Source organism: Modicisalibacter sp. MOD 31.J, assembly GCF_020147985.1.
Taxonomy (GTDB): Bacteria; Pseudomonadota; Gammaproteobacteria; order Pseudomonadales; family Halomonadaceae; genus Modicisalibacter; species Modicisalibacter coralii.
In genome coordinates, this window is record NZ_JAGXFF010000004.1 from 209,622 (window position 1) to 235,423 (window position 25,802).

Sequence of the window (25,802 nt, forward strand, 5' to 3'; positions counted from 1 at the left end):
TCATCCTTCCGATCAACGCGGGTGCCGCTGTCGGGCATCCGTCCAACACCTAGCCGGACCGATGACAGGCCGCTTTGGGAGTGGTACCCGGGCATCACTCCCACAGCGACGCCCCTCCCGTGCCTCACGCGGCGGGTCGGTCCCACGGATCGCGATGGGGTCGCTGGATGCTCCGTGTCATTTTCGCTGGCCTGGCTCTCGCCGGGCTGTTGGCGGGCTGTGCCGGCTCGCCGTCGATGTCGTCCCCGCAGACGGCCGACACCCACAATCTCGCCTCCTATGCGTTGTCGGCCACCCGCTCGCCGTCGGATACCCTGGCCGAGCGGCTGCGCCATTTCCGGCAGGCATCCCCCCAGGTGATCCGTGAAGCGCTGCTCGACGAACACCAGCGCTGGATGGGCACGCCCTATCGGCTGGGTGGCGAGGGCCCCCAGGGGATCGACTGTTCGGCACTCATGCAGCGTATCTTCAGCGAAGCCTTCGCCCTGATGCTGCCGCGTACCACCGACGACCAGGTTCGCGAGGGCGAGCAGGTGGCCCGCGGCGACCTCAAGCCCGGTGATCTGGTCTTCTTCCGCCCGCCCGGCCCCTACAACCACGTCGGCGTCTACGTCGGCAGCGGACGCTTCCTGCACGCGTCCTCTTCTCAGGGCGTGAAGATCTCGCGTCTCGACAACATCTACTGGCGCCGCTACTACTGGCAGGCGCGTCGTCCGCTGCCGCGCGTGGAGCTGGCCGAGCGCTGGCTGGCGACCCGCGAAGGCTGAAACCGCCATCCCGCCCGCGATCCCTGCCGGCGGGACGAGTCCGGTCCGTCAGAGTTGCTCGCGATGTTCCAGCACGAACTCGACGAAGGCGCTCTCGGCCCGCGACAGGTAGGCGCCACGCCCCCAGGCCAGCGACAGGTCCAGCCAGGCCGGTGGTGACAGCGAGACGGCGACCAGATCCGTCTCGGTGACCACCCGGCGCAGGAAAGTGGTGATGCCGAAGCCCTGACGGACGATCGCCTTGGTCAACGGAATCAGGTTCGACTGGAAGGCGATCTGCGGCTCGCGACCGATCCGCGTGGCCAGCCGGTCGACGAACTCGCGATGAAAGTAGCCGTCCTGGAACAGCACCAGCGGCTCGTCGAAGACCTCCTCGGCGCTCACCGCGTCGCGGTCGGCGAAGCGGTGATCCGCCGGCACGCAGACCACCATCTCCTCGCGCAGCAGCGCGCGTCGCTCGAGCCGTTCGTTGCTGGCATCCGAGGTGATCACGCCGAGGTCCAGCTCGCCGGCATCGATCATCTGCTGCAGACGCCGGGTTCCCGCCTCGACCACGGTCAGGCGGATGCCGGGGTGGCGCGCCTTGAAGCCCATCAGCAGCGGCGGAAAGTAGTACGACCCCAGCATCGAGGGGATGCCGATGCGCACCTCGCCCTTGACCAGCCCGTTGATCTCGCGCATCGCCAGGTGGACCTGATCCGCCCGCTCCAGCAGCTCGCGGGCCCGGTCGCGTAGCAGCGCCCCCTCCGGGGTCAGCGTGATGCGCCGCTCGTGCCGGTGGAAGAGCGTCAGCTCCAGGCGTGCCTCGAGCGTGGCGATGGTCTGGCTGACCGCCGACTGGGCGGTGTGCAGCTCGCGAGCGGCCCGGGTGAAGCCGCCCAGATCGGCGACGGCGAGAAAGACGCGCAGGGCGCGCAGGTCGAAGGGTAGAGTCATCACGAAAACCGATCGTTGCCATCTTCAAGCTCTATTTGGCCGATGATAGCGCGATGCGCGATCCTGTGCGCCCCGACCGAGGAGAAACCGATGATCGAAGCGCACAGTCGTGACTGGTGGCGCGCCACCCTGGCCCTGTGCCTGGGCTCCTTTACCGTGTTCGTCAATCTCTATGCGGCGCAGCCGTTGCTGCCCGACCTGCGTCATGCCTTCGAGGTCTCGACACTGGCCAGTGCCATGGTGATGGGGGTGTCGACTCTGACGCTCGCGGCCTCGCTGCTGATCTACGGGCCGCTCTCGGACGCCATCGGGCGTGGCGCGATCATGCGCATCACACTGTTGCTGGCGGCGTTGTGTTCGCTGCTGCTGCCGCTGGTACCCAACTTTGCCTGCCTGCTGGCGCTGCGGGCACTGCAGGGGCTGGTGCTCGGTGGCCTGCCGGCGGTGGCGATCGCCTGGATGGGCGACGAGTTCGACCGCCGCGCCCTGATGCTGGCGGTGGGGCTCTACATCAGTGCCAACACCCTGGGCGGCATCGGCGGCCGGGTGATCGGCGGTTTCGCGGGGGAATACGGCGGCTGGCATGCCAGCTTCTTCACCGTGGGGGCGCTGAGCGTGGCCTGCGTGGCGATCTTCTGGCGCCTGCTGCCGGCGGCGCGCAATTTCCACCCGACATCGCTGCGCCTCGACGTCGCCCTCGGCGGGATCGCCGATCATCTGCGCAACCCGCTGCTGCTCGGCGCCTACCTGATCGGCGGGCTGAACTTCTTCATCTTCATCAACCAGTACAGCTACATCACCTTCCGCCTCAGCGATGCCCCCTATGCGCTGTCGACCCAGTGGCTGGGGATGATCTTCGTCACCTACCTGGGCGGCACCCTGGGATCGGCGCTCTCCGGGCGGGTCGCTCAGCGCGTTGCGCAGCCGCTATGCATGCTGCTGGGGATCGTCATCCTCATGCTGGGCAACCTGGTCACGCTCAGCGCGGCGCTGCCCGGGATCCTGCTGGGACTCACCGTCAACGCCTTCGGTTTCTTCTTCTGCCATTCCATGGCCTCGAGCTGGGTCAGCCGCCAGGCCCGGGCGGCGCGGGGCACGGCCTCGGCGCTGTATCTGGTGTTCTACTACCTGGGCGCGAGTCTCGGCGGGCTCTATCTGGAGCCGTTCTGGCACGCCGGCGGCTGGCCGGCGGTGATCGCCGGCTCCTGGCTGGTGCTGGCGGTGACGCTGGCCACCGCCGCCTGGCTATGGCGCCGCGAGCGGCGGCCGCTGGCCGCCACCGACGGCGTCTGAGACGGAGCGCCCGAATGCCGCCGGCCGGGGGTATTCGTCACTTCCCGGGGTGGCCGGCCTGGTCGCCCCAGACCTCTTTCAGGCGTTCGACGCGTCCGCAGCCGGCCTTGTAGAAGCGGTAGCGCACCGGGTTCTTCTGGTAATAGTTCTGGTGATACGCCTCGGCCTTCCAGAAGCGCCCGGCGGGAACGATCTGGGTGGCGATCGGCCGGTCGAAGCGTTCGGCGAGTTCGGCCTTCGAGGCCTCGGCGAGGCGTTGTTGCTCGGCGTCGTGATAGAAGATCGCGCTGCGGTACTGGCTGCCGCTGTCGCAGAACTGGCGATTCTCGGCGAAGGGGTCGATGTTGTGCCAGAAGGCCTGCAGCAGGGTGGCGTAGTCGACCTTGCGCGGGTCGTAGACGACCTCCACGGATTCGGTATGGCCGGTGTCGCCGGCGGAGACCGCCTCGTAGGTGGGGTCGGCCTGATCGCCACCGGTGTAGCCCGAGGTGGTCTCGAGGACACCGTCGACCTCGTCGAAGGCCTGCTCCACGCACCAGAAGCAGCCGCCGGCGAAGGTGGCGGTGCGGGTTTCCTGATCCTGGGGCTGAGCCTGGGCCTGGACCGAGAGACTCGCGGCCCCGAGCACAAGCAGCAGGGGCAAGATGATCTGACGCATGGGGGTACCTCCCGGGTCGTGATCGTCGCAAAGCGGATGAATCCAATAGCAAGGTTCTTCAGTATAACGGTACGGACGATCGCCCTGGCTGGATGCCGGATCGTCGTCAATCCAACCGGGGAGCCCTTTTCGTGAATCGAACGCGCCTGATCCTGCTGCTCGTCCTCGTTCTGCTCGTGGCGATGTTCTTCGTCAGCGGCGCCGACGACGTCCTGACCCTCGCCACCCTCAAGGCGCAACAGGCGCAGTTCCAGGCCCGGTTCGCGGCGCACCCCCTGGCGATGGCCGGTGGCTTCTTCGCGGTCTACGTGGCCATGGCCGCGCTGTCACTGCCGGGCGCGGTGCTGCTGACCCTGCTCGCCGGCGCGCTGTTCGGGCTCGGCTGGGGCGTGCTGATCGTCTCCTTCGCCAGTTCCATCGGTGCGGCGCTGGCGTTCCTGGCCGCCCGCTGGCTGGCGCGGGGTGCCGTGGAGCGGCGTTTCTCGCGGCAACTGGAATGGATCAATCGCGGTATCCGCCGGGAAGGCGCGTTCTATCTGTTCACCTTGCGCCTGGTGCCGATCTTCCCGTTCTTCATCATCAACCTGGTGATGGGCCTGACCCGGATGCGCCTGGTCACCTTCTACTGGGTCAGTCAACTGGGCATGCTGCCGGGCACGCTGCTCTACGTGAACGCCGGACGGGCGCTGGGCGAGGTCGACAGCGTGGGCGGGATCCTGTCGCCGGTGGTGATCGCCTCCTTCGTCGCGCTGGGGCTGTTTCCGCTGCTGGCGCGGCGCGGCGTCGACTGGCTGAAACGGCGGCGCACGGCGCGGCGCTTCGGCAAACCGCGCAGCTTCGACTACGACGTGGTGGTGATCGGGGCCGGTTCTGCGGGGCTGGTGGCCAGTTACATCGGCTCGGCGCTGCGTGCCCGGGTGGCACTGGTCGAGCGCGAGCGCATGGGCGGCGAGTGTCTCAACACCGGCTGTGTGCCCTCCAAGGCGCTGATTCATGCCTCGCGCCTCGCCCAGCAGGTGCGCGAGGCACCGCGTCTGGGCATCCAGACCGCGGCGCCGCGCGTCGACTTCGCCGCGGTGATGGCCGGCGTGCACCGCGCCGTCGAGCGGGTGGCGCCCCACGACAGCGCCGAGCGCTACCGGTCGCTGGGTGTCGAGGTCGTCGCCGGCCAGGCATTCCTGCAGACGCCCTGGGAGGTGCGGGTCGGCGAGCGCGTCCTCACCACGCGTCACGTGATCGTCGCCACCGGGGCGCGGCCGCGTGTGCCGGATCTGCCGGGACTGGACACGATCGACTATCTGACCTCCGACTCCCTGTGGTGGCTCGAACGGTTGCCCGAACGGCTGGTGATTCTGGGGGGCGGGCCGGTCGGCTGCGAACTCGGCCAGGCCTTCGCGCGGCTGGGCAGTCGAGTGACCCTGGTTCAGCGCGGCGATCAGCTGCTGCCCCGCGAGGACCGCGACGTGACCGAGCCGCTCGTCGCCCGGCTCGAGGCGGAAGGCGTCGAGGTGCGGTTGTCGACACGGGCGTTGCGTGTCGAAACACGGGGCCGTGAGAAGTGGCTGGTGGTCGAGCGGGACGCGGCGGAGGGCCCCGAGGCACCGGACGGCCGGGCGCCCGCCACGAGGCAGCGTCTGGCGTTCAGCCATCTGCTGCTGGCGGTGGGCCGCGAGGCCAACGTCGCGGGGCTGGGCCTCGAGACGCTGGGGATCGGCGTCGGCGAAGCGGGCACCATCGAGGTGGACGAGACCCTGCGTAGCCTGCATCCCAACGTCTGGGCCTGCGGCGACGTGGTCGGACCGCATCGCTTTACCCATGCCGGCGCGCATCAGGCCTGGCACGCCACGGTCAATGCCCTGTTCGGCGAGTTCAAGCGCTTCGCGGTGGATTACCGCAACCTGCCGATGGTGACCTTCACCCAGCCCGAAGTCGCCCGGGTCGGGCTCAACGAACGTGACGCCGCGGCCCGGGGCATCGCCGTCGAGGTGACCCGCTACGATTTTGCCGAACTCGATCGGGCGATCGCCGAGGACGCCATCGAGGGTTTCATCAAGGTGCTCACCGTGCCGGGCAAGGACCGCATTCTCGGCGTCAGTCTGGTGGGGCAGGCGGCCGGCGAACTGCTCGCCGAGTTCACCCTGGCGATGACCCAAGGCATCGGCCTCGACAAGCTGCTGGGCACGATCCATGCCTATCCGACCTATGCCGAAGCCGCCAAGGCCAGTGCCGGGGTCTGGAAGAACGCCCACAAGCCGGAGCGCGTGCTGGGCTGGCTGGCGCGCTACTTTGCCTGGCGGCGCCGGGCGCGGCGCGACGAGACCCTCTGACGAAAGGAGCGCACATGCTCGACCGCTGGACCGCCAACTGGGTACAACCGCCGCTCGCCCGGGTGGCGTCACGCCTCGCCACGCGGGGGGTGTCGCCCGACCAGATCACCCTGGCGGGGTTCGCCATCGGCATGCTGGCCCTGCCGCTGCTGGCCGTCGAGGCCTATGGCGCGGCACTCGTGGCGATCCTGCTCAACCGCCTGGCGGACGGCCTGGACGGCGCGCTGGCGCGCCACACGCATCGCGCCAGCGACGCCGGGGGGTTTCTGGATATCGGCCTGGATTTCGTATTCTACGCCGCCGTGGTGGTGGGCTTTGCCCTGGCCGATCCAGCGGCCAACGCCCTGGCCGCGGTCTGGTTGCTGTTTGCCTTCGTGGGCACCGGCAGCACCTTCCTGGCCTTTGCGATCATGGCCGCCCGGCACCGCCTGGAGCGGCCGGCATTTCCCCACAAGGCGTTCTTCTATCTGGACGGCCTGACCGAGGGTACCGAGACGATTCTCGCCTTCGTGGCGTTCTGCCTGTGGCCGGGGCAGTTCGTCTGGCTGGCGGGGGGCTTCACGGTGGCGTGCCTGATCACCACGCTGACCCGGCTGTGGGGCGGCTATCGGACGTTGTGCGAGGTGGGGCGGGGCGAGGCGTCGGCAGGCACGCCCCGGTGATTCCCGCCCACGAAAAAGGGCAGCGCCTGGCGCTGCCCTCGATGTTCTCGGCCGTTGCGGCGTGCGAACTCAGTGCTCGTGACCGTCCTCACCGTGGACATGACCATGCTCGACTTCTTCGTTGGTCGCTTCGCGGACTTCGGCGATCTCGACGTCGAAGTTGAGCTTCTGGCCAGCCAGCGGATGGTTGCCGTCGACGGTGACGGTGTCGCCCTCGACCTTGGTGACGGTGACCATCAGCGGTCCGCCCTGGGTCTGAGCCTGGAACTGCATGCCCGGCTCGACGCTCTCGACGCCCTGGAAGGCATCACGCGGAACTTCCTGGACCAGTGCGTCCTGCTTCTCGCCGTAGCCTTCCTCGGGGTTGACGTTCACCTGCAGCTTATCGCCGCTCTGGTGGCCTTCCAGCTCCTTTTCCAGGCCGGGGATGATGTTTCCGGCGCCGTGAAGGTACGTCAGCGGCTCGCGGCCTTCCGAGCTGTCCAGCACTTCACCCGAGTCGTTGGTCAGGGTGTAGTGGAACGCGACAACGGAATTCTGCGCAATCTGCATGATGTGATGGACCTTTCGGTATGTGTATGTCACGACAATGGTAACGTCTCGTCCCAGGGCTGTCAGGGGCTGCGGGAATTTTTTCATGCATCCCGGGCCCGGCATGACTGTGCTTCAAGACGCGTGCGGCGGCAGTCGCGGGAAAGCCCCGGACGCCCGCTCCGGGGCGGCCTGACGGCTGGTTGCGCCGCTCACGGGGCAGGGGTACCCTGCCGACAGGATTCGCAAGCCCAGGCCCGATGGCACCGAACATGCAATTCGACTGCTTCCCCGTTACCGCCTTTGCCCAGAACTGTTCGTTGCTGTACTGCGAGACCACCGGCGAGGCGGCCCTGGTCGACCCGGGTGGCGACGCCGATCGCCTGCTCGACGCCGTCGCGCAGCGTCGCCTGACCCTGACCGCCATCCTGCTCACCCACGGCCATCTCGATCATGTCGGTGCCGTGGGTGAACTCAAGCGGCGCACCGGGGTCGAGATCATCGGTCCGCACCGCGACGACCGGTTTCTCATCGACGGCCTGGACGAACAGGCCGCGCTGTTCGGCCTGCCGACACCGGAACCCTTCCTGCCCGATCGCTGGCTGAGCGAGGGCGATGCGGTCAGCATCGGTCGCGAGCGGCTGGCGGTGTTGCATTGCCCCGGCCATACGCCGGGCCACGTGATCTTTCATTCGGCGACCGCGCGGCTCGCCTGGGTCGGCGACGTGCTGTTCCACGGCGGCATCGGGCGTACCGATTTCCCGCGGGGCAATCAGGCCGACCTGTTGCGCTCGATCGTCGACAAGCTCTGGCCGTTGGGCGACGACGTGCGTTTCGTGCCCGGCCATGGGCCGCTGTCGACCTTCGGCGAGGAGCGACGCAGCAACCCGTTCGTCGCCGATCGCGTGACGGGGCGGGCTCGATCCCGATAACAACGCTATCCACCACCGACCTCGAGTGACTCTCAGGAGCTAATCAATGACCTTGACCGTGATCTGGCTGATCGTCTTCGCCCTGATTCTCTTTCTGACCTGGAAAAGCTGGGACGGCCCGTTCGGCCACTTCATCGACCGCCGCGTGCCCCGGGTGCTGCGCAGCCAGGACGACCGCTGGGTCTGGTGCGCAGCGGCGGCGATCATCGGCGCCACCTGCATCGTCGAGCCGGTCTCCATGCTGCTGACGGTGCTGATCCTGCTGCTGGTGGCTTGGCTGGCGACCAAGCTGATCGGCTGGGGCATGAGCAAGGCCAGAACCCGCAAGTAGGCTGCCAGCGTCAGCCGCGCCTTTCGATCCACGAGGCCAGCCGTATCCGGCTGGCCTCGCGCGTTCCGGGGCCTACGGGCCGAGCGTCAGCGGTACCGATAGACCAGCCGCTCCTGCTTGCGCGGGCCGTCGATCGTCCAGCTCAGTTCGAAACCGTCCTCGCCCAGTACCAGACGGGCCTGGTAGCGGTCCTCTCCGCAGAGATGCGCCGCGGCCGACACCAGGGTGTCGGGCGTCTCGCCGGCGATCAGATCGAACAGCCAGACCGCCGCCTCGCTGCCGCGCCTTTCGTGGGACAGGGCGATGCGCCCGGGGTAGGGCGTCCAGCGAAAGACGTTGCGAAACGCCACCGGCGCGCCCGGTGGGCGACGGTCGCCGGCCGCGAGACGAAAGTGGCCGGTCTCGGTGAAGGTCACGCTGGCGTCGGTGTGCTCGGCCACCACGACAGCGCCGTCGCCATGGCCGGCCCAGCCGCTGAGCGACTGCTCGCCTGGCTGTGAACTAAAGGAAACTGTTTTGGTTGACAGGAGCCGGCGGCGCAGCGCTAAGATGGCCGGCTCGTCTCCTTGCTCGACGGAATGCTGACTCATGTCCTACCTGATCGGTGTCACCGCCCTGTGGGCGTTCTCGTTTTCCTTGATCGGCGCCTATCTGGCCGGTCAGGTCGATAGTTATTTCGCGGTGCTGGTGCGCATCTCGCTGGCCAGCCTGCTGTTCCTGCCGTTCCTGCGCCCCCGGGCGCTGAGTCACGGGGCGAAGCTCGCGCTGATGGCGATCGGTGCCGTCCAGCTGGGGCTGATGTACATCTTCTTCTATCAGTCGTTCCTGCTGCTGTCGGTGCCGGAGGTGCTGCTATTCACCATCTTCACGCCGCTCTACGTCACGCTGCTCGACGACGCCATCGGCGGGCGCTTTTCGCCATTCTACCTGCTCACCGCGGCGATTGCCGTGGCCGGGGCGGCGGTGATCCGCTACCAGGGGGTGAGCGAGGACTTCTGGCTGGGCTTTTGGGTGGTGCAGGGCGCCAACCTGTGCTTCGCCGTGGGGCAGGTGGCCTACCGGCATCTGGCGCTGCGTTTGCCGGACGGGGTCTCCCAGCGCAGCGTGTTCGGCTGGTTCTATCTCGGCGCGCTGGTGCTGGTGGCCATGGCCTACCTGGGCCTGGGCTCGGCCAAGCTGCCGACGAGTGGCGTGCAGTGGGGCGTGCTGGCCTGGCTGGGCCTGGCCGCCTCGGGGCTGGGCTACTTCCTGTGGAACAAGGGCGCGACCCGGGTCGACGCCGGGGCCCTGGCGATCATGAACAACGCCCTGATCCCGGCCGGCCTGCTGGTCAATCTGTTGATCTGGAATCGCGATGCCGATCTCCTGCGCCTGGCCTCGGGCGGTGCGGTCATCGTCGCCGCCCTGCTGGTCAACGAGTGGTGGGTGCGGCACCGCCGGCGCGCCACGGCCGCCGCATGAGCCGGACTTGATCCCGGTCAGCTTGGCGGCGGGCCATCGCCAACGGGAATGATGCACGTCAAGGCGGGGCGGCGGTCATGCGCCATGCTCCTTGGGCACTCTCGAAATGCCGCCGGCACGGGTCGGCGGCGGGGTAGTGCCGACGGGCGACGCGACGTCGCCCCAGCGTGAGGAGCCTCGTTCCATGAAAGCACTGGTCTACCAAGGGCCTGGCAAGAAGGCCTGGCAGCAAACACCCGATCCCACCCTCGAAAAGCCTACCGATGCGCTGGTGCGGATCCTGTACACCACCATCTGCGGTACCGATCTGCATATCCTCAAGGGCGACGTCCCCGAGGTCGAGTCGGGACGCATTCTGGGCCACGAGGGCGTGGGCATTGTCGAGGCGGTCGGCGACGCCGTGGCCAATTTCCAGCCCGGCGATCGGGTGTTGATCTCGTGCATTACCGCGTGCGGTCGCTGTTCTGCCTGCAAGAAGCAACTCTATTCGCACTGCGAGGACGGGGGCTGGATTCTGGGCCACCTGATCGACGGTACCCAGGCGCAGCGCGTGCGCATTCCCCATGCCGACAACAGCCTCTATCCGGTGCCGGCGGAGGCCGACGAGGAGGCGCTGGTGATGCTCAGCGACATCCTGCCCACCGGCTTCGAGATCGGCGTGCTCAACGGCCGGGTCCAGCCGGGAGACAGCGTGGCGATCGTCGGCGCCGGACCGGTCGGCATGGCGACCCTGCTGACCGCGCAGTTCTATGCGCCTTCGCGGCTCATCGTCGCCGACATGGACCCGGCACGGCTCGAGATGGCGCGCCGGCTGGGGGCTACCGATACCATCGACGCCCGCGAAGGGTCGGCCGTCGAGGCGATCATGGCGCTCACCGACGGCAAGGGCGTCGACGTGGCCATCGAGGCGGTGGGCGTGCCGGCCAGCTTCGACGTCTGCCAGTCGATCGTCACGCCCGGCGGACACATCGCCAACGTCGGGGTGCACGGCAAGAGCGTGGAGCTGCACATCGAAAAGCTGTGGATCCAGAACATCACCCTCACCACCGGCCTGGTCAACACCAACACCACGCCGATGCTGCTGCAGACCGTGCAGGGCGGCAGGATCGCGCCGGCCGAGCTGATCTCGCATCGCTTCGATCTGGACGACATCGAACAGGCCTACCGGGTCTTTGCCAACGCCGCCGACGAGCGGGCGATGAAGGTGCTGCTGATCGCCGATTGAACGCGCCGCCGCGCTTCAGCCCGCCGCGCGTGGGGCGAGCGGGACGAGGCGCGGCCAGTCGTCGGCGACCACGAACAGCCTGTGCCGTGTGCCGCTTGCCGTCTTCGCCACCAGCTGGCGCGGGGTGGTGTGCTGGCGAAAATGGCCGTCGAGTCGCTCGCCGAGCGCCGCCAGGGGCTGCAGGGCGTCGTCGGGTGGCGGCGCCAGCCAGTGCGGCTTGTCGAGGAAGGCGCCGCGCGCCTCGCCGAGGGTGGCGCGAAAGGCCGGCCAGTCGGCGAGGTGCAGCCAGACGCCGACCGGCGCCCCGGGCGCGCAGCCCCGCGGCAGGGGCAGCACCGCCCGCCAGGGCCGAAACAGTACGCCGAGAATCGCCAGTCGCCGTGCCAGGGGTGGGGCGCCGAACGGAGCGAGCAGGGCTCGGGCTTCGGGACGCCGACTCATCGGCAACTGGTGGGTGAGGGCATGGTGGTGCTTGAGGGCCAGGGAGTCGGCACAGCCGGGGCCGATCCAGCGTGCCGGGGCATCGGGCGCGCCCGGCCCGTCGGCGAGTCCCAGGTAGTACTTGATCGCCAGTTCGAGATGCACCGGCGGCCCGTCGCCTTCGCGTCGATAGATCAGATCGAGCTCGCCGAGCGTCGCCCCGTGGGCGTCGCGGACCGCTAGGTTGCGCCCCAGCAGCCGGGTCGCCGGGGCGCGGTCGAGCAGGAAGTGCCACAGTGCCTCGTGATAGAGCCCCAGCCGCCCCGTCAGGCGATGGTCGAGGGCCGTCTCGAGCGCTGCCGGGTCCGCTTCCAGCGCCGCCAGCCATGCCGCGCACGTCGGCGCGTCGCCGAGCCCCAGCTCGTCGAGCGTCGGCCGGCCGGGGTAGGGCGTGACCAGCAGGTCCGGGGCGTGCAGCAGCCAGGCCAGGTCACGGACCAGCGGATGGCGCAGGGTGTCCAGATAGGCTGACGGCGAAGGCGCCTGGTTCATGAGCATTTCCCCCGATCGGGCTCGTGATGGGCGGCGGCGTGGCGGCTGCGCGACGCCCGGCGCGTTTGCCCGGGGCCGGCCCTGCCCGCATAATGGCGGGCTCGACGAGGCAGGGGAGCGTGCATGGAACCCTTCAAGAACATCGGCCTGATCGGCCGCCTGGGCAGTGCCAAGGTGGTCGAGACCCTCAGGCGCCTGATCCGCTTCCTCAATGCCCGGGGTCATCATGTCATCATCGAGGACCGCACCGCCACCGTGCTGCTCGACCACGGCCAGCAGGAGTCCAGCCGGCGGTTGCTCGGCGACATCTGCGATCTGGTGATCGTGGTCGGTGGCGACGGCAGCATCCTCGGCGCCGGCCGGGCGATGTGCCTGAGCGGCACGCCGGTGCTGGGCGTCAATCGCGGGCGGCTGGGCTTTCTCACCGATATCTCGCCCGCGGAGGTCGAGGAGAAGGTCGGCGAGGTGCTCGACGGCCATTACGACAGCGAAGAGCGCTTCCTGCTCGACGCCGAGGTCTATCGCAACGGCACCCTGGTGGGCACCGCCGATGGGCTCAACGACGTGGTCATCCATCCCGGCAAGGCGGCGCGGATGATCGAGTTCGAGCTGTTCGTCGACGATCAGTTCGTCTACAGCCAGCGTTCGGACGGCCTGATCATCGCCACGCCGACCGGCTCGACCGCCTATGCGCTGTCCGGTGGCGGGCCCATCGTCCATCCGCGACTCGAGGCCATTACCCTGGTGCCGATGTTCCCGCACACCCTGTCGAGCCGGCCGATCGTGGTCGACGCCGGCTGCGAGATCAAGATCCACATCGGCGAGACCAACGAAGCCTACCCCCACGTCAGCTGTGACGGTCAGACCCAGGTGGTCTCCAAGCCCGGCGACATCCTCCACGTGCGACGCAAGCCGCAACGCCTGACGCTGATCCATCCGCACGGTCACAACTACTACGAGATCTGTCGCAGCAAACTCGGCTGGAGCAGCCGGCTGGGGGAATGAGATGAGCATGACCGACGGCATCGATGGCTATGACCTGATCGGCGACGTTCACGGCTGCGGCGCGACCCTGGCGGCGTTGCTGGAGAAGCTAGATTACCGCCGCGAGGGCGGCGTCTACCGCCATCCGCGGCGCAAGGCGATCTTCCTGGGCGATCTCATCGATCGCGGACCGCGGATTCGTCTGGCGGTGTCGATCGCCCGCCGCATGGTCGAGGCCGGCGAGGCCCACATCGTGATGGGCAATCACGAGATCAATGCCCTGGCCTACAACCGGCGCTGTCCCAGCGGGTCGAGCTGCGAGTGGCTGCGCGAGCATACCCCGCGGCACAATCGCATCATCCGCGAGACCCTCGAGCAGTATCGCCATCATCCCGGCGAGTGGGAGGATGCCCTGGCCTGGTTCATGACGATTCCGCTGGTGCTCGAGATCGATGGCCTGCGGGTGGTGCACGCCTGCTGGGACGCCCCGCTGATCCGGCGCTTTCTGGCGCGTCATCCGAGCGGACGCATCGATGAGGCCTTCCTCGCCGAGTCCGCGGATTCCGGCAGCTTCGCCTTTCGCGTCCTCGAGCGGCTGACGCGGGGGACCCACCTGCGCCTGCCCGAGGGCGTCGAGATTCATTCCGGCGACGGCTTTACCCGGCGAACCTTCCGGGCGCACTTCTGGGCGAGGGAGCCGCGCACCTACGGCGACGTGGTGTTCCAGCCCGACAACCTGCCCGGCGATCTGGAGACCCAGCCCCTCTCCGAGGCCGAGCTGGCCAGTCTGCCTTATTACGGCCCCGACGAGCCGCCGCTGTTCCTCGGCCATTACTGGTGCGAGGGCGTGCCGGCGCTGCCCGCGCCCAACATCGCCTGCCTGGACTACAGTGCGGTGAAGTTCGGGCGGCTGGTGGCCTATCGCTGGGACGGCGAGGCGACGCTCGATGCCGACAAGTTCGTCTGGCTGCGAGTCCCACGCGACGAACGGGCGCGTCCCCGCCCCTGGGAGATCGATCTGGATTGAGCCCCGGGCGCTCGGGAACCGCGGCGTTCGAGGCGCGATTGGTCGATTACAATTAATTACACATTTTTTTGCCTCGCCATGAAACTTACCCGCGTGACCGCCGTCAGAGTGAGTGTTCCCTTGAATGATCCCTTGCTCTTTGTCCGGCGGCCCCCTCCGCCGGATTTTTCTTTTTGCGCGTCCCGCGCCCCGTCACCCATCGCCTCCGAGGAACGCCCATGCAGCCGGTGCTGAGGATCTCCCGCGACATCGACATCCGTGGCCTGCGCCAGGCGCTGTGGGCGCAGCGCATCGGCCACCGCATCAGCGAGGAGGACGAGGCGCTGGTGATATGGCTGGCCGACCCCGGCCAGCACGAGGCGTTCTGGCAACTGGTCGAGCGCTGGCGTCGGGGCGAGCCGCTCGATGTCGAGCCGCCGGCACGCGCCCGCGGCCACTGGAAACGGGGGGCGCTGGCCGAGGCGCCGGTCGCCGCCGGGCTGGTCGGCATGTGTGTGATCGTCTTTGCCCTGATGGCCCTGCTCGGCGACCGGGTGCTCGCCTGGCTGATGATCACGCCGGTCAGTGTGGTCGGCAACGCGGTGCATCTCGGCTCGCTCGGCGAGACCTTGGCCAGCGGCCAGGTGTGGCGGTTGTTCACGCCGGTGCTGCTGCATTTCGGCTGGATGCACCTGATCTTCAACATGCTCTGGCTGTGGTACTTCGGCCGTCAGGTCGAAAGCCTGAATGGCGCCCGACGTCTGGCCCTGGTCGTGGTGATCGGCGCGGTGGGCTCGAATCTGGCCCAGTACGCCACCGGCACCGTGCTGTTCGGCGGCATGTCGGGGGTCGACTATGCATTGCTGGGCTACGTCTGGCTGATGTCGCGGCGTCGCCCGTCGAGCGGTTTCTTCGTGCCGCAGATGCTGGTGGTGTTCATGCTTGGCTGGATGGTCTTCACCATGACCGATTTTGCCGAGCCGCTGGGCTTCGGCAACGTTGCCAACGAGGCGCACCTCGGCGGCCTGTTGCTGGGCCTGGCGTTCGGGGGCTGGGCCAGCCGCAAGAAACGCGCCGGTTGAACACCGCGGGCCGGCGTGACGTGAGACAATCAGGCCGACAAGGCGAAGGAGACGACGATGAGCGACATGACGTTCGAACGCATGATCCAGCAGATGACGCCCGAGGTCTATCGCAGCCTCAAGCAGGCGGTGGCGCTGCGCAAGTGGCCCGACGGGCGGCGCCTCTCCGAGGAGCAGACCGAGCTGTGTCTCGAGGCGGTGATCCGCTACGAGATCGAACACGACGTGCCCGAGACCGAGCGCGTGGGCTATCTCCAGGGCAGTTGCCAGAGCGCGTCCGGCAACGGCGAGGAACGCATCAAGTGGCTGAACTGATGGCCGCCCGGGGCTGCCTGAGCAAGATGGCGATCGCCCCCGGCGACGGCGGGCCGGCGCGCTACACCTTGCGCGCCGGCGAGGCGCGCCTGGATCTCAATGCGCGGCTGGGGCAGACGCTGGGCCTCACCCACACCGGCGCCATCGCCTGCACGCATTGCGGGCGGGCGACCCGCAAGAGCTTCGGCCAGGGGTACTGTTACCCCTGCTTCAAGCGTCTGCCCCTGTGCGATACCTGCATCGTCAAGCCGGAAACCTGTCACTACTTCCTGGGTACCTGCCGCGACCCGGCATGGGGCGAACGGCACTGCTTCCAGCCGCACGTGGTCTATCTCGCCAATTCCTCGGGGCTCAAGGTCGGCATTACCCGCAAGACCCAGTTGCCCACCCGCTGGCTGGACCAGGGGGCGATCCAGGCGTTGCCGATCCTCGAGGTCGCCACCCGCCAGCAGTCGGGGCTGGTCGAGACGCTGTTCAAGACCCAGGTCGCCGACCGCACCAACTGGCGGGCGATGCTCAAGGGCGAGGTGGCAGCGCTCGATCTCGTCGCCGAACGCGACCGTCTGCTCGATGTCCTGGCCGAAGGCCTCGAACAACTCCGCGAGCGCTTCGGCGCCGACGCCATCCGTATCCTCGACGAAACACCGGTGACACTCGACTATCCGGTGCTCGAAGCGCCCACCAAGGTGGTCTCGCTCAACTTCGACAAGACACCCACCGTCGGCGGCACCCTGATGGGGATCAAGGGGCAGTACCTGATGTTCGACACCGGGGTGATCAACCTGCGCAAGTTCACCGGCTACGAGGTGAGTGTCGGTTAGGTGCCGTCTGAAGCGTCGACGAGCGAAGGCGTTATCGTTGCTGACTCTCGGCCGGCTATACAAGGGGCCCAGATCGTACAGCGTTTCCAGGAAGGTCGACGCCTTCATCGGGCTTCCGTTATCCGCGCGGAGAGTCAGCGGCTTGTGACGAGCCGTCAGGTGCTCTCGCCAGCACGGTGGGCCGCCTGCTCGATCAGGCCAAATCCACATTGGGTGACGAAGAACTCTTTATTATCACTCTTTCAAAGTGGCTAGCCTGGGTGGTTCATCATATGAGAACTTGAAATTGTATTGGCCATCATTTTGAATCTCAAGGTCGCATATAGTCCAGGCTCGGCCTTCCCTGTCGTTCTGAGTCATAACCTTTCGGAGTTCTTTGAAAGCATTGGTGGCATCAACCCCTAAACGTAACTCATGAGATTCGTCATCAATAAGGAATGTCCCCTTCGGGCTGATGACCAGTTCGCCTTCAATATCATCAATTTCAATATTCAGCTGAATTTTATCCCACTTGTGGGGTGCTAGAAGCGCGATCTCTTGAATTGCAGTTTCTTGTGGCTCAACACTCATTTTAAGACTCCTTTCTGGTTGTTAATCATACTGGGCCCGACAACTATCCGTGATGCTGGAGGGCGCTGCCTGGATCTCGGTACGGATCTTCGGCGTCGTGGGCGCTTGTTTATGCAGCTTGATGTCCATGAATCTGTTCCTGCATGAATTGTTGAAGGAGCATCTTGGCGGCCAGCAGGGGATAACTTCTATATGCGATCCGATCATTCGGGACCCTATAGCTGCCAACCTCCGATCAGTCAGCTGAGGCTTTCCGTGAACAACCCGGATGATTCACACAACTAGAGGGAGTCCGCGAGACATGTGGCAGGTGAATACTGTCACTGTACACGCTGTGTTTTTGATGGACTGTCCCGGCACCATTTTCAACTAAAACCTTTTTTCATTTTAGACGAGGCGTTAAATAAAGTCATTCATCATTCTCATAAAGGGCATCTAAGAAGTCACTAAAGGCGCGGGATACCTTTGCAGTGCTTTCGGGCAGTGTGCCGTTTTCAGGATCAAAAGGAGATTTGTCTTCAAGTTCATGATCTTTATAAAAGACCTCTCCATAAGAGTCCTCTCGCAAAGATAGCAGGAAAAAGTTTCCGCCATGAGTATTTGCAATAAAGATAAGGCCTGCTGGAAGATTGCAGCCGATTTCTTTCATTTTGTGAAGAATGTCATTTGCAGGCTTTGCATTTAGCCCATAAAACTTCTTTATCTCATCGCCTGGTAGCTTTAGTTTCTCGGCCTCAAAGTCAATATAGCTTTCTAGCGGCACGCCTCCATTATATTTTAACAAAAAGCTTTTGTACGCTTCGGGTAATGCATGGCCCAGCTCATCTTCAGCCCTGCTCAAATCCTCAGGGCGTAATTTTTTACCTGTGGCAGTCATATGGCTTAGCATTTTAAAATCCTGTTAGCGAGATGCCGGCGCTGTCGGGCCCCGCTTGGTAAATAACTCGGGACGCTTGGTCTGCCATTCCTTCATCATCTCGATGGGTAATTGATTGTGCTGGGCAAGATTAGTGACGTGTATGCGATCGATCATGTACATCGTCACGGTACCGCCAGCGCCGGATGGTCACTGTGGCAACGCCATACTGACGGACTAGCTCACTATCCGTGATGCTGGAGGGCGCTGCCTGGATCTCGGCACGGATCTTCGGTGTGGTGGTCGCCTGTTTATGTAGCTTGATGTCCATATCCTTGCTCCCGGATGAACTGCTGAAGAAGCTCCTTGGCGGCCAGCAAAGGATAACTTCTATAGCTCATTTGATCATCCGGGACCCTACAAGTACTTGTGAGATGCTGTGGGCATGATCTTGGTCTATTTTTTCCCCGGGGAGCATGTCCCATGCCTCAAGGAAATATCTTTCAAATCCTTCTTTGTTGCCGTTTTGTTCTGCCTCGACAGCCATCTTACCTTTTTCGTATATGAGATTTTCAATTTCCTGTGGGAGTTTTTTTTCCTGCCATGATAAATTTCCTTAATGGCCTATGGGTGGTAGGTATGTTTTTCCAATTTTTGCGCCTTGAGACCTGCTTATCGAGTGATCATCTAAAGTGTAGTTGTCGGAAGCCAGTCTCAATGATCAAGTACAGACCATGCTGAATGGGGCAGGTGGTTGCACTCAGATTTGCGACCGTCTTTGCCAAGCAAAACCCGGTGCTCATAGCAATCTAAAAGAACGTATTGTTTTAAAAAACACATCACTTTTCACCTCCCATAATGGCGTAAAAGTGGTTATCATTACTCTGTAATGACCATGGGGAGCGCTAAAAGAAGCGATGACGGTTGTTGTTTTTTCATTGTCATTGGAAAGATTAAAAATCTCATAAAGACACTCGATTCTTTTTATGCCGCAGTCAGCGATATTTGATGTAGAGATGTCGCCTGACAAGTTTGATTTGAAGCTGCTTTCAAGCGTTAAAGCGTATTCTTCGAGGGTTTGCGATTCATTGCTTTTATCGTAACCAATATACATCGCTACTTTGCCTTTATCGTCCACCGTTTTTAGAATGTAGTTTGTCTTGTTAGGTGCATATACAGTCCATGTGTTTGGAATTAATATGGAAAAATCGCCAATGGTAATTTTGTTCATGGCGGCATTGCTGACTACTTCAGCGTGATTGGCACTTTTTGTAGTGTTGATGGTTTTTTCAGTGGCAGGGATGTCTTTGGCGTGAAGTACTATAATGAAAATCAATGCAAAGTTATAAGCTTTTAGAAAGCGGCTGAAGTTTCTGCCAGATTTTGGAAGACAGAAAGGAAGTGCTATTACTGATGGAATCAAAAATGCCGTTAAAATGACATCCGCCGCCAACCCCTCGTAGTTCGCATAACCGTTGGAGGTGGCTAGAGTAAAAAATGCACAAATAAGGAATAGCAAAAATGAGATGAATATTGTCATATTCTCGCGTTTTCCCGATGAGGTATGGGTTACATTTTAAATTCAAAAGAGTTGTCCGCCCACTAAAATTCTAGCGACTCGACGTAAGTTCTGAATTCAGGAGTGCAACGCCATGCTGAATGGGGCAGGTGTTGCATTGGGCCAGTAGACCGCCGCCCTTTGACACGAAGATTTTAGATCAGACATTCATTGAGCTTCTAAAATCTCGGGAAAGTTTTGGTTGACAAACGATATGGCAAACTCATTAGGATCTACTGAGACGCCTTGCTCCTTAGCTTGATCTAAATACTGCAACCATAAATCAATAATGGTATCTGGCATAGATTCCGGGAAATCCATTTGGGTGCTAACTATTTTTAACCAGCCTCCGCTTGTGTTGTAGATACTGGCTAGTTTTGGTTCCATTTTTTCTAACATTTTTTCCTGGGTATCGCTGAGCTGATTGATGCAAGCAAGGACGTAATGATCAAGTAGTAAAAGAAAAGGCTTTCCTGAATATCTATCCATAAGTCATTCTCAAATAAAATCCGGGTGAGTGGTTAAGCTGTCCAAAAACTCTGAAAAGCTTCTTGAAAGTTTTAGCCTGATCTCGCCTTCGTCATGAAGAAAAATCAAAACCGAAGGAGGGCTGTCACTTAAATCCAAATAAATCTGGTTGTCTCCAGCATCTCTACCGATGGGAAGTTAAGGTCCGCTCGACCTCGCCGCCCTCGTCGTGCAACGGGTGCTGGGTGAGTTCGAACCAGCGCCCGGCCTGGAGCTGGCGGGCGCCGCCGGCGCCGTGAAAGCGCTTGGCCAGCGACTCGTGGGCCTCGAGGCGGTTGGCGGTGAGGCGTTCGCCGCGATCATGGCTGCGGTAGTAGTACTCACCGGCGTAGTCGTAGAGTTCGCGTTTCGGCAGGTCGCCCGGGTCGCTCAGGGTGTCTAGGCCGGTGCGCTTGGGAAGCTGAGGCTGCTTGTAGTCGAAGCTGGCGACGCTGACCCGGGTGGGTTGCTGGTGGCGTCCGCCACCCCAGTGGGTCAGGGCGTCCTCGGCCTCGGTGGCATCCTGGCGGTGGAAGCGGATGGCCCGGGGCTCGACCGGTGCCGTGGTGTCGGTATCGTCGGTGAAGACCACGCAGTGGTCGTCCTCGCCGTGTTCGACGTAGTACCACAGGCCCTCTTCCTCGCAGAGGCGGCTGACGAAGTGCAGGTCGCTCTCCCGATACTGCACGCAGTAGCTGCGGGTCGGGTAGCCGCGGCGCAGGTCGAAGCGCCAGCGGCCGCCGGCGGGCGGGAAGCCGGCGAATACGTCGGTGAGGATGTCGACCACCGAGCGATTCTGGAAGATGCGGGTGTCGCGGCCCAGCTCGAGCATCCTGAGCCACGGCACCAGGGTCAGTTGGTAATAACTGACGCCGCCGTCCTCGCCGAGCAGTGCCGCCTCATGGACCAGCCCGTGCAGCGGCCGGTAGCCACCGTCGGCCTGCAGGATCGACAGACGCGCCGGCTGGGCCATCAGCGTCTTGAGTTCGATGTCGCTCTGCTGGGAGATACAGTCGATGGTGTAGGCGAACGGTTCGCTGACGCGCTCCTCGCCGGCCAGACGGTGCGGGATCAGTGACGCGCCCGGCACCGAGAGCTGCAGCAGACGTTGTGACTGCGACAGGTCGATGCCGAACGTATCGAATAGCGTATCGCGAAGCGTGTCGGTCATGAGCGGCGCGTCTCCCGGGTGATGACGCGGCCACGGGCCGCGCCGTAGCCGACTGTCACGAATGAATCGATGGGAAACTTTACGTAACACGCGCCAATGGTCGCTATCGCGAATGACTGAAAGACCCTGTCGGCAATGTCTTACAATCGTGTCGGCAATCGCGGATCAGTCGCCGTCCTCGAGGATATTGATCTCGCGCCGCCAGCGATCCATGAAGGCCGCGCGGCGCTTGGGGTCGATGAACGCAAGCAGCGAGGCGTCGAGGGGAATCGGGTAGAGATGGTCGCCGACCTGGTCGCGCAGGCGCTGCGCGGTGTAGGGGCCGACCACGTCGGGGCGGATGCTGAACAACGGCGTCTGACCGGCGAGTACGCGCTGGCCGGCGCGACTGAGCAGGAACTCCATGAAGCGGATCGCCGCCCGGGGGTGCGGGGCATCGCGATGCACGAAGGCCATGCGCATCAGCACCAGCGCATAGTCCTTGGGAACCTGCACCATCACTTCGGGATGATCCTGGGCCCAGACCATGGCGTACGAGCCGAGCAGATTGTAGCCCAGCCAGTAGCGTCCCTGAGTGAGGCCTTCGAGCATCGCCCGGGTCTCGTCTTCCAGTGCGACGTCCGCCGCGCCCATGGCGGCGACCAGGTCCCAGAATCGCGAGCTGTAGCGGGCGTCCTGCTGAAAGAGCGTATAGCCGATGCCGCTCACGCTCGGCGAATAGGTGGTCACGCGTCCGCGCAGCAGGGCCGGGTGCGTGTCGAGCAGGTCGTGCAGGTCGGCATGGGTGGTCGGGGGCAGCATGTGCCGGGCGAGATCCAGACGATAGGCCATGACGATCGGCTCGAAGGTGAAGCCGAACACCGCGTCGCGCCACTTGGCCCATTGCGGCCAGTTCCGGGTCTCGGGGGTATCCAGGCGGCGTGCGTAGCCCTGATTGACGCGCGCCAGTTGCCAGGGCATCGCCGAGCTGATCACCACGTCCGGTGGCGGCCCGGCGGCGACGCGTCGGTCGACCTCCCGGGTGGAGCGATCGTGGAAGTGAACCTCGATGTCGGGGTTTTGCCGGGCGAAGGCGTCGAGCAATGGCTGCACGACCTCGCGGTCCAGCGCCGCCTCGATGCGCAGCGGCTGGGCCTGGGCGGCTCCGGCGAGCACCGGGGCGATCGTCAGCAGCAGGGCGGCCATCCAGGTTTTCATGAGGTCGTCCCGGTCGCGGCGAAGGGAAAGCGCAAGCGCGCTCGCAGGCCGCCCTGGTCGCCGGCCTCGAGGGACAGTTCGGCGGCGTGACGCAGGGCGATCGAGTGGACGATCGCCAGGCCCAGGCCCGAGCCTTCGGTGTCCTGACGGCCGCCACGCTCGAAGGGCTGGTGCAGACGCCCCAGCCACGCTGTCGGCACGCCGGGGCCGTCGTCCTCGACGACGAGCTCGACGCTCTCGGCGTCGCGTTTCACGCGCACGGTGATCGTCGTGCCGGCGGGGGTATAGCGCAGGGCGTTGTCGATCAGATTGCCCAGCAGCTCGCGCAGTGCCCAGGGCTCGCCGCGAATCGTGGTCGGTGCCTCGGGCAGCGGTGCCAGGCCGAGGTCGTGATCGCGGGCCGCGAGGCTGGCGGCCGATTCCAGCAGGGTGTCGCGCACCAGCGTCGCCAGCTCGACACATTGCGTTTCGTGATGCCCGGTCAGATGCCGCAGGCGTGCCAGGCTGAGCAGCTGGCTGGCCAGGCGGCTGGTATCGGCGGCACGCCGGTGGATCATCGTCAGGGCCTCGTGCCATGCCTCGGGCGAGCGCTCCTCGAGCGCCAGTTCGCTGGTGTGCTGCAGGCCGGCCAGCGGTGTCTTGAGCTGGTGGCTGGCATCGGCGGTGAATCGCAGCAGGGCGTCGTGGCTGTCGCGTTGCCGGGCGAACAGCGTGTCGAGCGTCTCGGCCAGCTCGCGCAGTTCCTCGGGGACCCTGGCGTCCAGCGGGCGCATGTCCTCGGCCGTTCTCTGGCGCAACAGGTGGCGCAGGCGGCGCATCGGCGTGAGGGCCGCGCGCATCGCCAGCAGCATCAATACGCCGGCCAGCAGGACCATGGCCAGAAAGCGCGACACCGAGCGTTCGAACAGTTCGTGGGCCAGGGCGCGACGGCCGCTCAGGGTGTGCCCGACCCAGATCTGCACGGGATCCTGGGTCTGCCAGCCGGCCGACTCCAGTTCGCGGCCGTGAAGACGCCAGTCGGCGCCCAGGAAACGGGCGTTGCGCCAGACGGGCCGTTGGGCCGCGGCGTCTTGCCAGGCAGCGGGGACGGAGAAGTCCAGATCGGCCGTGATCGTCTCGCCGCGGGCATCGAGCACCGCGTAGAACACCCGCTCCTGATGATGCGTGGCGAGGATCGACAGCGCGGCCGCGGGGATCTTGACCACCGGCTGCCCGCCCTGCCACTGGATGCCCTCGGCGATGGTCAGGCCGGCCGCTTCGAGCTGGCTGTCGAAGGCGCGCTGGGCCGCGTTGCGGGCACCGAAATAGGCTTCCAGCAACAGCAGGGCGCCGAGTCCGCTGACGGTGACCAGCAGCCACAGGGCCAGCCGCGACTTCAGCGACCCGGTGACCTCGATCACGGCGTGTCCATCTCGAGGCGATACCCCAGCCCCCGGAAGGTGCGCACACGCAGGCCGCTGCCCTCGAGGCGCTTGCGCAGGCGGCTGACGTAGACCTCCAGGGCGTTGGAGCCGACCTCGGCGAAGCCGAAGACCCGGTTCTCGAGCAATTCGCGCGGGGCGATGCGCTCGCCGTGCTGGAGCAGCCCCTCGATCAGGCAGCGCTCGCGGTGGGGCAGGTCGAGCGGCGTAGCGTCGAGATACACGGCGCCACTCTGGGCATCGAAACTCAATGGCCCCAGGCTCAGCCGGTTGCTGGTGCGCTGCTGGCTGCGGCGCAGCAGGGCGCGCACCCGGGCCTCGAGCTCGGCCAGCGAGAACGGCTTGGCCAGATAGTCGTCGGCGCCTTCGTCGAGCCCCCGCACGCGGTCGTCGATGGCGTCGCGGGCGGTGATGATCAGTACCGGCGTGGCATTGCCGCGGTCGCGCAGCCAGCTCAGCAGACCCAGGCCGTCGCCGTCGGGCAGGCCCAGGTCGAGCAGGATCAGGTCGAACTCGGCACGCTCCATGGCGGCGTGGGCCGCCTGGTAGGTCGTGAACGACTCGACCTGATGGCCGAGCGGGGCCAGGGACTTGTTCAGGGAGCGCGCCAGCAGCGCGTCGTCCTCGACGACCAGTATGCGCATGGGACCAAAGTCGTAGGTGGTGGCTGTGACGATGACAGGTTGATGAAAGGGTCTCGCCCTACCATCGCTCGTGTCACACCAGTGGCGATGCCGGTGGCGTCGTCGCTTCCACGACAAGAAGACAGGAGTTCGCCATGAAGTTCAACCGCTTGTTCAAGAGCTGTTCGGCGCTGGCGCTGGTCGCCGGCGGTCTGGTACTGGGCAGCGCCCAGGCACAATCCGGCAAGAGCGAATGCATCGCCCCGGCCAAGCCGGGGGGCGGCTACGATCTGACCTGTCGTCTGGCGGCCAACGGCCTGCTGGAGACCGGGCTGATCGACGAGCCGATGGTGGTTACCTACATGCCCGGCGGCATCGGCGCCGTGGCCTACAACCACCTGACCGGGGTGCGCACCGACGACCCGAACCTGATCGTCGCCGCCAGCACGGGCGCCGCGGTCAACCTGTCGCTGGGCAAGTTCGGCGATTACAGCGGTGACGAAGTGCGCTGGCTGGGGGCCTTCGGTGTCGACTACGGGGCGATCGTGGTCAAGGCCGACGCGCCCTGGCAGAACCTCGACGAACTGATGGACGACCTGCGCGACAATCCCGGCGACATCGCCTTCGGTGCCGGCGGCACGGTGGGCAGTCAGGACTGGATGAAGGCCGCGCTGACCGCCAAGGCGGCGGACATCTCGCCGCGCAAGCTGCGCTATGCGGCCTTCGAGGGCGGTGGCGAGGCGCTGTCGGCGCTGCTCGGCAATCACATCCAGGTGTTCACCGGCGATCTGTCGGAACTGCGCTCGCAACTCGCCAGCGGCAAGATTCGCGTGCTCGCCGCGCTCTCCGAGGAACGCATGGGCGGGCCCTTCAAGGACATCCCCACCGCCGCCGAGCAGGGCTATGACGTGCAGTGGCCGATCTGGCGCGGCTTCTACATGGGCCCCGATGTCAGCGACGAGGCCTATCAGGCCTGGGAGAAGCGTTTCGAGACGCTGACCCAGAAGCCGGCCTTCGAGGAGATGCGCGCCAAGCGCGGGCTGTTCCCGATGGCACGTTTCGGCGATGACTTCGACAGCTACGTGCAGCAGCAGATCCAGCAGTTCAAGGGGCTGGCCAAGGAAGTGGGGCTGACGCAATGAATCGGACCGCCGATCGGGTTCTCGGTCTGGTCCTGATCGTCCTGGCGGCGGGTGCCGCCGCCTGGGCGACGCGCTTCAACGTACCGTTCAGCTACGACCCCCTGGGGCCCAAGGCCTTCCCCATGGGGTTGGCGCTGATCCTCGCCGTTCTGTCGCTGGTGCTGGTGATCCGGCCTGGCGCCAACGGCGAGTGGCCGGATCGCCCCATGGCGCTGAAACTGGGCCTGGTGCTGGCCGTGCTGCTGGTCTATGCCTTGCTGTTCACGCGACTGGGCTATCCGCTGACCTCGTTGTGCGCCGTCACCGTACTGGCGCGCCTGTTCGCCGCCAGCTGGCGCAAGGCGCTGGTGACCGGCGTGGCGATGACCGTCGTGACCTACTTCCTGTTCACCCAGGCGCTGGGCATTGGCTTGCCGGAAGGGCGCTGGTTGAGCGCCTGGTTCTAGAAGGAATC

At 64.9% G+C, this 25,802-nt stretch carries 28 protein-coding genes and 1 pseudogene; 15 read left to right on the top strand and 14 right to left on the bottom strand.

Going from position 1 to position 25,802, the window contains the following annotated elements:
* Nucleotides 1-167: 167 nt before the first annotated feature.
* On the top strand, nucleotides 168-767 hold the full coding sequence (locus KGR00_RS14835) for an NlpC/P60 family protein (RefSeq protein WP_224419479.1): 600 nt from the start codon (nucleotides 168-170) through the stop codon (nucleotides 765-767).
* 48 nt (nucleotides 768-815) lie between these two features.
* Here KGR00_RS14835 and KGR00_RS14840 read toward each other — a convergent pair whose 3' ends face one another.
* Nucleotides 816-1,703 (bottom strand): LysR family transcriptional regulator, encoded by an 888-nt coding sequence (locus KGR00_RS14840; protein ID WP_224419888.1) that lies wholly within the window; start codon nucleotides 1,701-1,703, stop codon nucleotides 816-818.
* A 90-nt stretch (nucleotides 1,704-1,793) separates the two neighbouring features.
* On the opposite strand from KGR00_RS14840, the gene KGR00_RS14845 reads away from it, so the two are divergent.
* On the top strand, nucleotides 1,794-2,996 hold the full coding sequence (locus KGR00_RS14845; protein ID WP_224419480.1) for an MFS transporter: 1,203 nt from the start codon (nucleotides 1,794-1,796) through the stop codon (nucleotides 2,994-2,996).
* A 37-nt stretch (nucleotides 2,997-3,033) separates the two neighbouring features.
* On the opposite strand, the gene msrA is transcribed toward KGR00_RS14845, so the two are convergent.
* Nucleotides 3,034-3,654, bottom strand: coding sequence for a peptide-methionine (S)-S-oxide reductase MsrA (msrA, locus tag KGR00_RS14850; RefSeq protein WP_224419481.1), 621 nt, complete (start codon nucleotides 3,652-3,654; stop codon nucleotides 3,034-3,036).
* Nucleotides 3,655-3,785: 131 nt separating this feature from the next.
* Here msrA and KGR00_RS14855 point away from each other — a divergent pair, with 131 nt between their 5' ends.
* Both KGR00_RS14855 and KGR00_RS14860 read left to right on the top strand, forming a co-directional pair.
* Entirely contained in the window at nucleotides 3,786-5,981 is a 2,196-nt protein-coding gene (locus tag KGR00_RS14855) for a bifunctional TVP38/TMEM64 family protein/FAD-dependent oxidoreductase (protein ID WP_224419482.1), read from the top strand.
* A gap of 14 nt (nucleotides 5,982-5,995) precedes the next feature.
* Complete coding sequence (locus tag KGR00_RS14860; RefSeq protein WP_224419483.1) at nucleotides 5,996-6,643, top strand: CDP-alcohol phosphatidyltransferase family protein; 648 nt, start codon at nucleotides 5,996-5,998, stop codon at nucleotides 6,641-6,643.
* A 69-nt stretch (nucleotides 6,644-6,712) separates the two neighbouring features.
* Here KGR00_RS14860 and slyD read toward each other — a convergent pair whose 3' ends face one another.
* Complete coding sequence (slyD, locus tag KGR00_RS14865) at nucleotides 6,713-7,195, bottom strand: peptidylprolyl isomerase (protein ID WP_224419484.1); 483 nt, start codon at nucleotides 7,193-7,195, stop codon at nucleotides 6,713-6,715.
* A gap of 251 nt (nucleotides 7,196-7,446) precedes the next feature.
* Here slyD and KGR00_RS14870 point away from each other — a divergent pair, with 251 nt between their 5' ends.
* Both KGR00_RS14870 and KGR00_RS14875 read left to right on the top strand, forming a co-directional pair.
* Complete coding sequence (locus KGR00_RS14870) at nucleotides 7,447-8,106, top strand: MBL fold metallo-hydrolase (RefSeq protein ID WP_224419485.1); 660 nt, start codon at nucleotides 7,447-7,449, stop codon at nucleotides 8,104-8,106.
* A gap of 46 nt (nucleotides 8,107-8,152) precedes the next feature.
* A complete protein-coding gene (locus KGR00_RS14875) occupies nucleotides 8,153-8,437 on the top strand; it encodes a hypothetical protein (protein ID WP_129140030.1) in 285 nt (94 codons plus the stop codon).
* Between the two features lie 86 nt (nucleotides 8,438-8,523).
* On the opposite strand, the gene KGR00_RS14880 is transcribed toward KGR00_RS14875, so the two are convergent.
* On the bottom strand, nucleotides 8,524-9,027 hold the full coding sequence (locus tag KGR00_RS14880) for a DUF6314 family protein (RefSeq protein ID WP_224419486.1): 504 nt from the start codon (nucleotides 9,025-9,027) through the stop codon (nucleotides 8,524-8,526).
* Here KGR00_RS14880 and KGR00_RS14885 point away from each other — a divergent pair.
* Together KGR00_RS14885 and KGR00_RS14890 are read left to right on the top strand one after the other, a co-directional pair.
* Complete coding sequence (locus tag KGR00_RS14885) at nucleotides 9,026-9,898, top strand: EamA family transporter (RefSeq protein ID WP_224419487.1); 873 nt, start codon at nucleotides 9,026-9,028, stop codon at nucleotides 9,896-9,898. The two genes, KGR00_RS14880 and KGR00_RS14885, sit on opposite strands and share 2 nt — an antisense overlap.
* A 184-nt stretch (nucleotides 9,899-10,082) precedes the next feature.
* On the top strand, nucleotides 10,083-11,123 hold the full coding sequence (locus KGR00_RS14890; protein WP_224419488.1) for a zinc-dependent alcohol dehydrogenase family protein: 1,041 nt from the start codon (nucleotides 10,083-10,085) through the stop codon (nucleotides 11,121-11,123).
* 15 nt (nucleotides 11,124-11,138) lie between these two features.
* Here the strand turns inward: KGR00_RS14890 and KGR00_RS14895 are convergent, their stop codons facing one another.
* Nucleotides 11,139-12,095 (bottom strand): DUF1853 family protein, encoded by a 957-nt coding sequence (locus KGR00_RS14895; RefSeq protein WP_224419489.1) that lies wholly within the window; start codon nucleotides 12,093-12,095, stop codon nucleotides 11,139-11,141.
* 123 nt (nucleotides 12,096-12,218) lie between these two features.
* Here KGR00_RS14895 and KGR00_RS14900 point away from each other — a divergent pair, with 123 nt between their 5' ends.
* From KGR00_RS14900 to KGR00_RS14920, 5 genes are all read left to right on the top strand, one after another.
* Entirely contained in the window at nucleotides 12,219-13,100 is an 882-nt protein-coding gene (locus KGR00_RS14900; protein ID WP_129140025.1) for an NAD(+) kinase, read from the top strand.
* Nucleotide 13,101: 1 nt separating this feature from the next.
* Nucleotides 13,102-14,106: a metallophosphoesterase gene (locus KGR00_RS14905; protein ID WP_224419490.1), complete on the top strand. Its 1,005-nt coding sequence runs from the start codon at nucleotides 13,102-13,104 to the stop codon at nucleotides 14,104-14,106.
* A gap of 218 nt (nucleotides 14,107-14,324) precedes the next feature.
* The gene (locus KGR00_RS14910) at nucleotides 14,325-15,167 is read left to right on the top strand and encodes a rhomboid family intramembrane serine protease (protein WP_224419491.1); all 843 of its coding nucleotides are present in this window, start codon (nucleotides 14,325-14,327) and stop codon (nucleotides 15,165-15,167) included.
* 57 nt (nucleotides 15,168-15,224) lie between these two features.
* On the top strand, nucleotides 15,225-15,482 hold the full coding sequence (locus KGR00_RS14915; RefSeq protein WP_224419492.1) for a DUF1315 family protein: 258 nt from the start codon (nucleotides 15,225-15,227) through the stop codon (nucleotides 15,480-15,482).
* A gap of 26 nt (nucleotides 15,483-15,508) precedes the next feature.
* Nucleotides 15,509-16,303, top strand: coding sequence for a DUF2797 domain-containing protein (locus KGR00_RS14920; protein ID WP_224419889.1), 795 nt, complete (start codon nucleotides 15,509-15,511; stop codon nucleotides 16,301-16,303).
* Between the two features lie 234 nt (nucleotides 16,304-16,537).
* On the opposite strand, the gene KGR00_RS14925 is transcribed toward KGR00_RS14920, so the two are convergent.
* The 9 genes and pseudogenes from KGR00_RS14925 to KGR00_RS14965 form a co-directional block, all read right to left on the bottom strand.
* Nucleotides 16,538-16,873: an immunity protein YezG family protein gene (locus tag KGR00_RS14925; protein WP_224419493.1), complete on the bottom strand. Its 336-nt coding sequence runs from the start codon at nucleotides 16,871-16,873 to the stop codon at nucleotides 16,538-16,540.
* 409 nt (nucleotides 16,874-17,282) lie between these two features.
* Nucleotides 17,283-17,762 carry an SMI1/KNR4 family protein gene (locus KGR00_RS14930; protein ID WP_224424447.1) on the bottom strand — a complete coding sequence of 160 codons (480 nt, stop codon included), beginning with the start codon at nucleotides 17,760-17,762 and terminating at the stop codon, nucleotides 17,283-17,285.
* A 121-nt stretch (nucleotides 17,763-17,883) separates the two neighbouring features.
* A pseudogene (locus tag KGR00_RS14935) lies at nucleotides 17,884-18,060 on the bottom strand (IS481 family transposase); the annotation flags it as partial.
* Nucleotides 18,061-18,528: 468 nt separating this feature from the next.
* Entirely contained in the window at nucleotides 18,529-19,269 is a 741-nt protein-coding gene (locus KGR00_RS14940; RefSeq protein ID WP_224419495.1) for a hypothetical protein, read from the bottom strand.
* A gap of 186 nt (nucleotides 19,270-19,455) precedes the next feature.
* The gene (locus tag KGR00_RS14945; protein ID WP_224419496.1) at nucleotides 19,456-19,776 is read right to left on the bottom strand and encodes a hypothetical protein; all 321 of its coding nucleotides are present in this window, start codon (nucleotides 19,774-19,776) and stop codon (nucleotides 19,456-19,458) included.
* Between the two features lie 163 nt (nucleotides 19,777-19,939).
* Complete coding sequence (locus tag KGR00_RS14950; protein ID WP_224419497.1) at nucleotides 19,940-20,965, bottom strand: phage late control D family protein; 1,026 nt, start codon at nucleotides 20,963-20,965, stop codon at nucleotides 19,940-19,942.
* A gap of 165 nt (nucleotides 20,966-21,130) precedes the next feature.
* Nucleotides 21,131-22,162, bottom strand: coding sequence for an ABC transporter substrate-binding protein (locus KGR00_RS14955; protein WP_129140022.1), 1,032 nt, complete (start codon nucleotides 22,160-22,162; stop codon nucleotides 21,131-21,133).
* The gene (locus KGR00_RS14960) at nucleotides 22,159-23,562 is read right to left on the bottom strand and encodes a sensor histidine kinase (protein WP_224419498.1); all 1,404 of its coding nucleotides are present in this window, start codon (nucleotides 23,560-23,562) and stop codon (nucleotides 22,159-22,161) included. The genes KGR00_RS14955 and KGR00_RS14960 overlap by 4 nt, the downstream gene beginning before the upstream one ends.
* A complete protein-coding gene (locus KGR00_RS14965) occupies nucleotides 23,559-24,227 on the bottom strand; it encodes a response regulator (protein WP_129140020.1) in 669 nt (222 codons plus the stop codon). Before KGR00_RS14965 ends, KGR00_RS14960 begins: the two co-directional genes overlap by 4 nt.
* A gap of 134 nt (nucleotides 24,228-24,361) precedes the next feature.
* Here KGR00_RS14965 and KGR00_RS14970 point away from each other — a divergent pair, with 134 nt between their 5' ends.
* Both KGR00_RS14970 and KGR00_RS14975 read left to right on the top strand, forming a co-directional pair.
* Nucleotides 24,362-25,348 carry a tripartite tricarboxylate transporter substrate-binding protein gene (locus KGR00_RS14970; RefSeq protein WP_224419499.1) on the top strand — a complete coding sequence of 329 codons (987 nt, stop codon included), beginning with the start codon at nucleotides 24,362-24,364 and terminating at the stop codon, nucleotides 25,346-25,348.
* Nucleotides 25,345-25,794 carry a tripartite tricarboxylate transporter TctB family protein gene (locus KGR00_RS14975; protein WP_129140018.1) on the top strand — a complete coding sequence of 150 codons (450 nt, stop codon included), beginning with the start codon at nucleotides 25,345-25,347 and terminating at the stop codon, nucleotides 25,792-25,794. Before KGR00_RS14970 ends, KGR00_RS14975 begins: the two co-directional genes overlap by 4 nt.
* Nucleotides 25,795-25,802 lie beyond the last annotated feature (8 nt).

Coding starts and splice junctions, on each gene's coding strand:
- KGR00_RS14920 (WP_224419889.1), top strand. CDS start 15,509: ATGGCGATCGCCCCCGGCGACGGCGGGCCGGCGCGCTACACCTTGCGC.
- KGR00_RS14955 (WP_129140022.1), bottom strand. CDS start 22,162: ATGAAAACCTGGATGGCCGCCCTGCTGCTGACGATCGCCCCGGTGCTC.
- KGR00_RS14965 (WP_129140020.1), bottom strand. CDS start 24,227: ATGCGCATACTGGTCGTCGAGGACGACGCGCTGCTGGCGCGCTCCCTG.
- KGR00_RS14910 (WP_224419491.1), top strand. CDS start 14,325: ATGCAGCCGGTGCTGAGGATCTCCCGCGACATCGACATCCGTGGCCTG.
- KGR00_RS14915 (WP_224419492.1), top strand. CDS start 15,225: ATGAGCGACATGACGTTCGAACGCATGATCCAGCAGATGACGCCCGAG.
- KGR00_RS14835 (WP_224419479.1), top strand. CDS start 168: ATGCTCCGTGTCATTTTCGCTGGCCTGGCTCTCGCCGGGCTGTTGGCG.
- KGR00_RS14970 (WP_224419499.1), top strand. CDS start 24,362: ATGAAGTTCAACCGCTTGTTCAAGAGCTGTTCGGCGCTGGCGCTGGTC.
- KGR00_RS14895 (WP_224419489.1), bottom strand. CDS start 12,095: ATGAACCAGGCGCCTTCGCCGTCAGCCTATCTGGACACCCTGCGCCAT.
- KGR00_RS14950 (WP_224419497.1), bottom strand. CDS start 20,965: ATGACCGACACGCTTCGCGATACGCTATTCGATACGTTCGGCATCGAC.
- KGR00_RS14930 (WP_224424447.1), bottom strand. CDS start 17,762: ATGCTAAGCCATATGACTGCCACAGGTAAAAAATTACGCCCTGAGGAT.
- slyD (WP_224419484.1), bottom strand. CDS start 7,195: ATGCAGATTGCGCAGAATTCCGTTGTCGCGTTCCACTACACCCTGACC.
- KGR00_RS14870 (WP_224419485.1), top strand. CDS start 7,447: ATGCAATTCGACTGCTTCCCCGTTACCGCCTTTGCCCAGAACTGTTCG.
- KGR00_RS14840 (WP_224419888.1), bottom strand. CDS start 1,703: ATGACTCTACCCTTCGACCTGCGCGCCCTGCGCGTCTTTCTCGCCGTC.
- KGR00_RS14975 (WP_129140018.1), top strand. CDS start 25,345: ATGAATCGGACCGCCGATCGGGTTCTCGGTCTGGTCCTGATCGTCCTG.
- KGR00_RS14925 (WP_224419493.1), bottom strand. CDS start 16,873: ATGAGTGTTGAGCCACAAGAAACTGCAATTCAAGAGATCGCGCTTCTA.
- KGR00_RS14945 (WP_224419496.1), bottom strand. CDS start 19,776: ATGGATAGATATTCAGGAAAGCCTTTTCTTTTACTACTTGATCATTAC.
- KGR00_RS14845 (WP_224419480.1), top strand. CDS start 1,794: ATGATCGAAGCGCACAGTCGTGACTGGTGGCGCGCCACCCTGGCCCTG.
- msrA (WP_224419481.1), bottom strand. CDS start 3,654: ATGCGTCAGATCATCTTGCCCCTGCTGCTTGTGCTCGGGGCCGCGAGT.
- KGR00_RS14860 (WP_224419483.1), top strand. CDS start 5,996: ATGCTCGACCGCTGGACCGCCAACTGGGTACAACCGCCGCTCGCCCGG.
- KGR00_RS14890 (WP_224419488.1), top strand. CDS start 10,083: ATGAAAGCACTGGTCTACCAAGGGCCTGGCAAGAAGGCCTGGCAGCAA.
- KGR00_RS14885 (WP_224419487.1), top strand. CDS start 9,026: ATGTCCTACCTGATCGGTGTCACCGCCCTGTGGGCGTTCTCGTTTTCC.
- KGR00_RS14940 (WP_224419495.1), bottom strand. CDS start 19,269: ATGACAATATTCATCTCATTTTTGCTATTCCTTATTTGTGCATTTTTT.
- KGR00_RS14905 (WP_224419490.1), top strand. CDS start 13,102: ATGAGCATGACCGACGGCATCGATGGCTATGACCTGATCGGCGACGTT.
- KGR00_RS14880 (WP_224419486.1), bottom strand. CDS start 9,027: ATGAGTCAGCATTCCGTCGAGCAAGGAGACGAGCCGGCCATCTTAGCG.
- KGR00_RS14875 (WP_129140030.1), top strand. CDS start 8,153: ATGACCTTGACCGTGATCTGGCTGATCGTCTTCGCCCTGATTCTCTTT.
- KGR00_RS14900 (WP_129140025.1), top strand. CDS start 12,219: ATGGAACCCTTCAAGAACATCGGCCTGATCGGCCGCCTGGGCAGTGCC.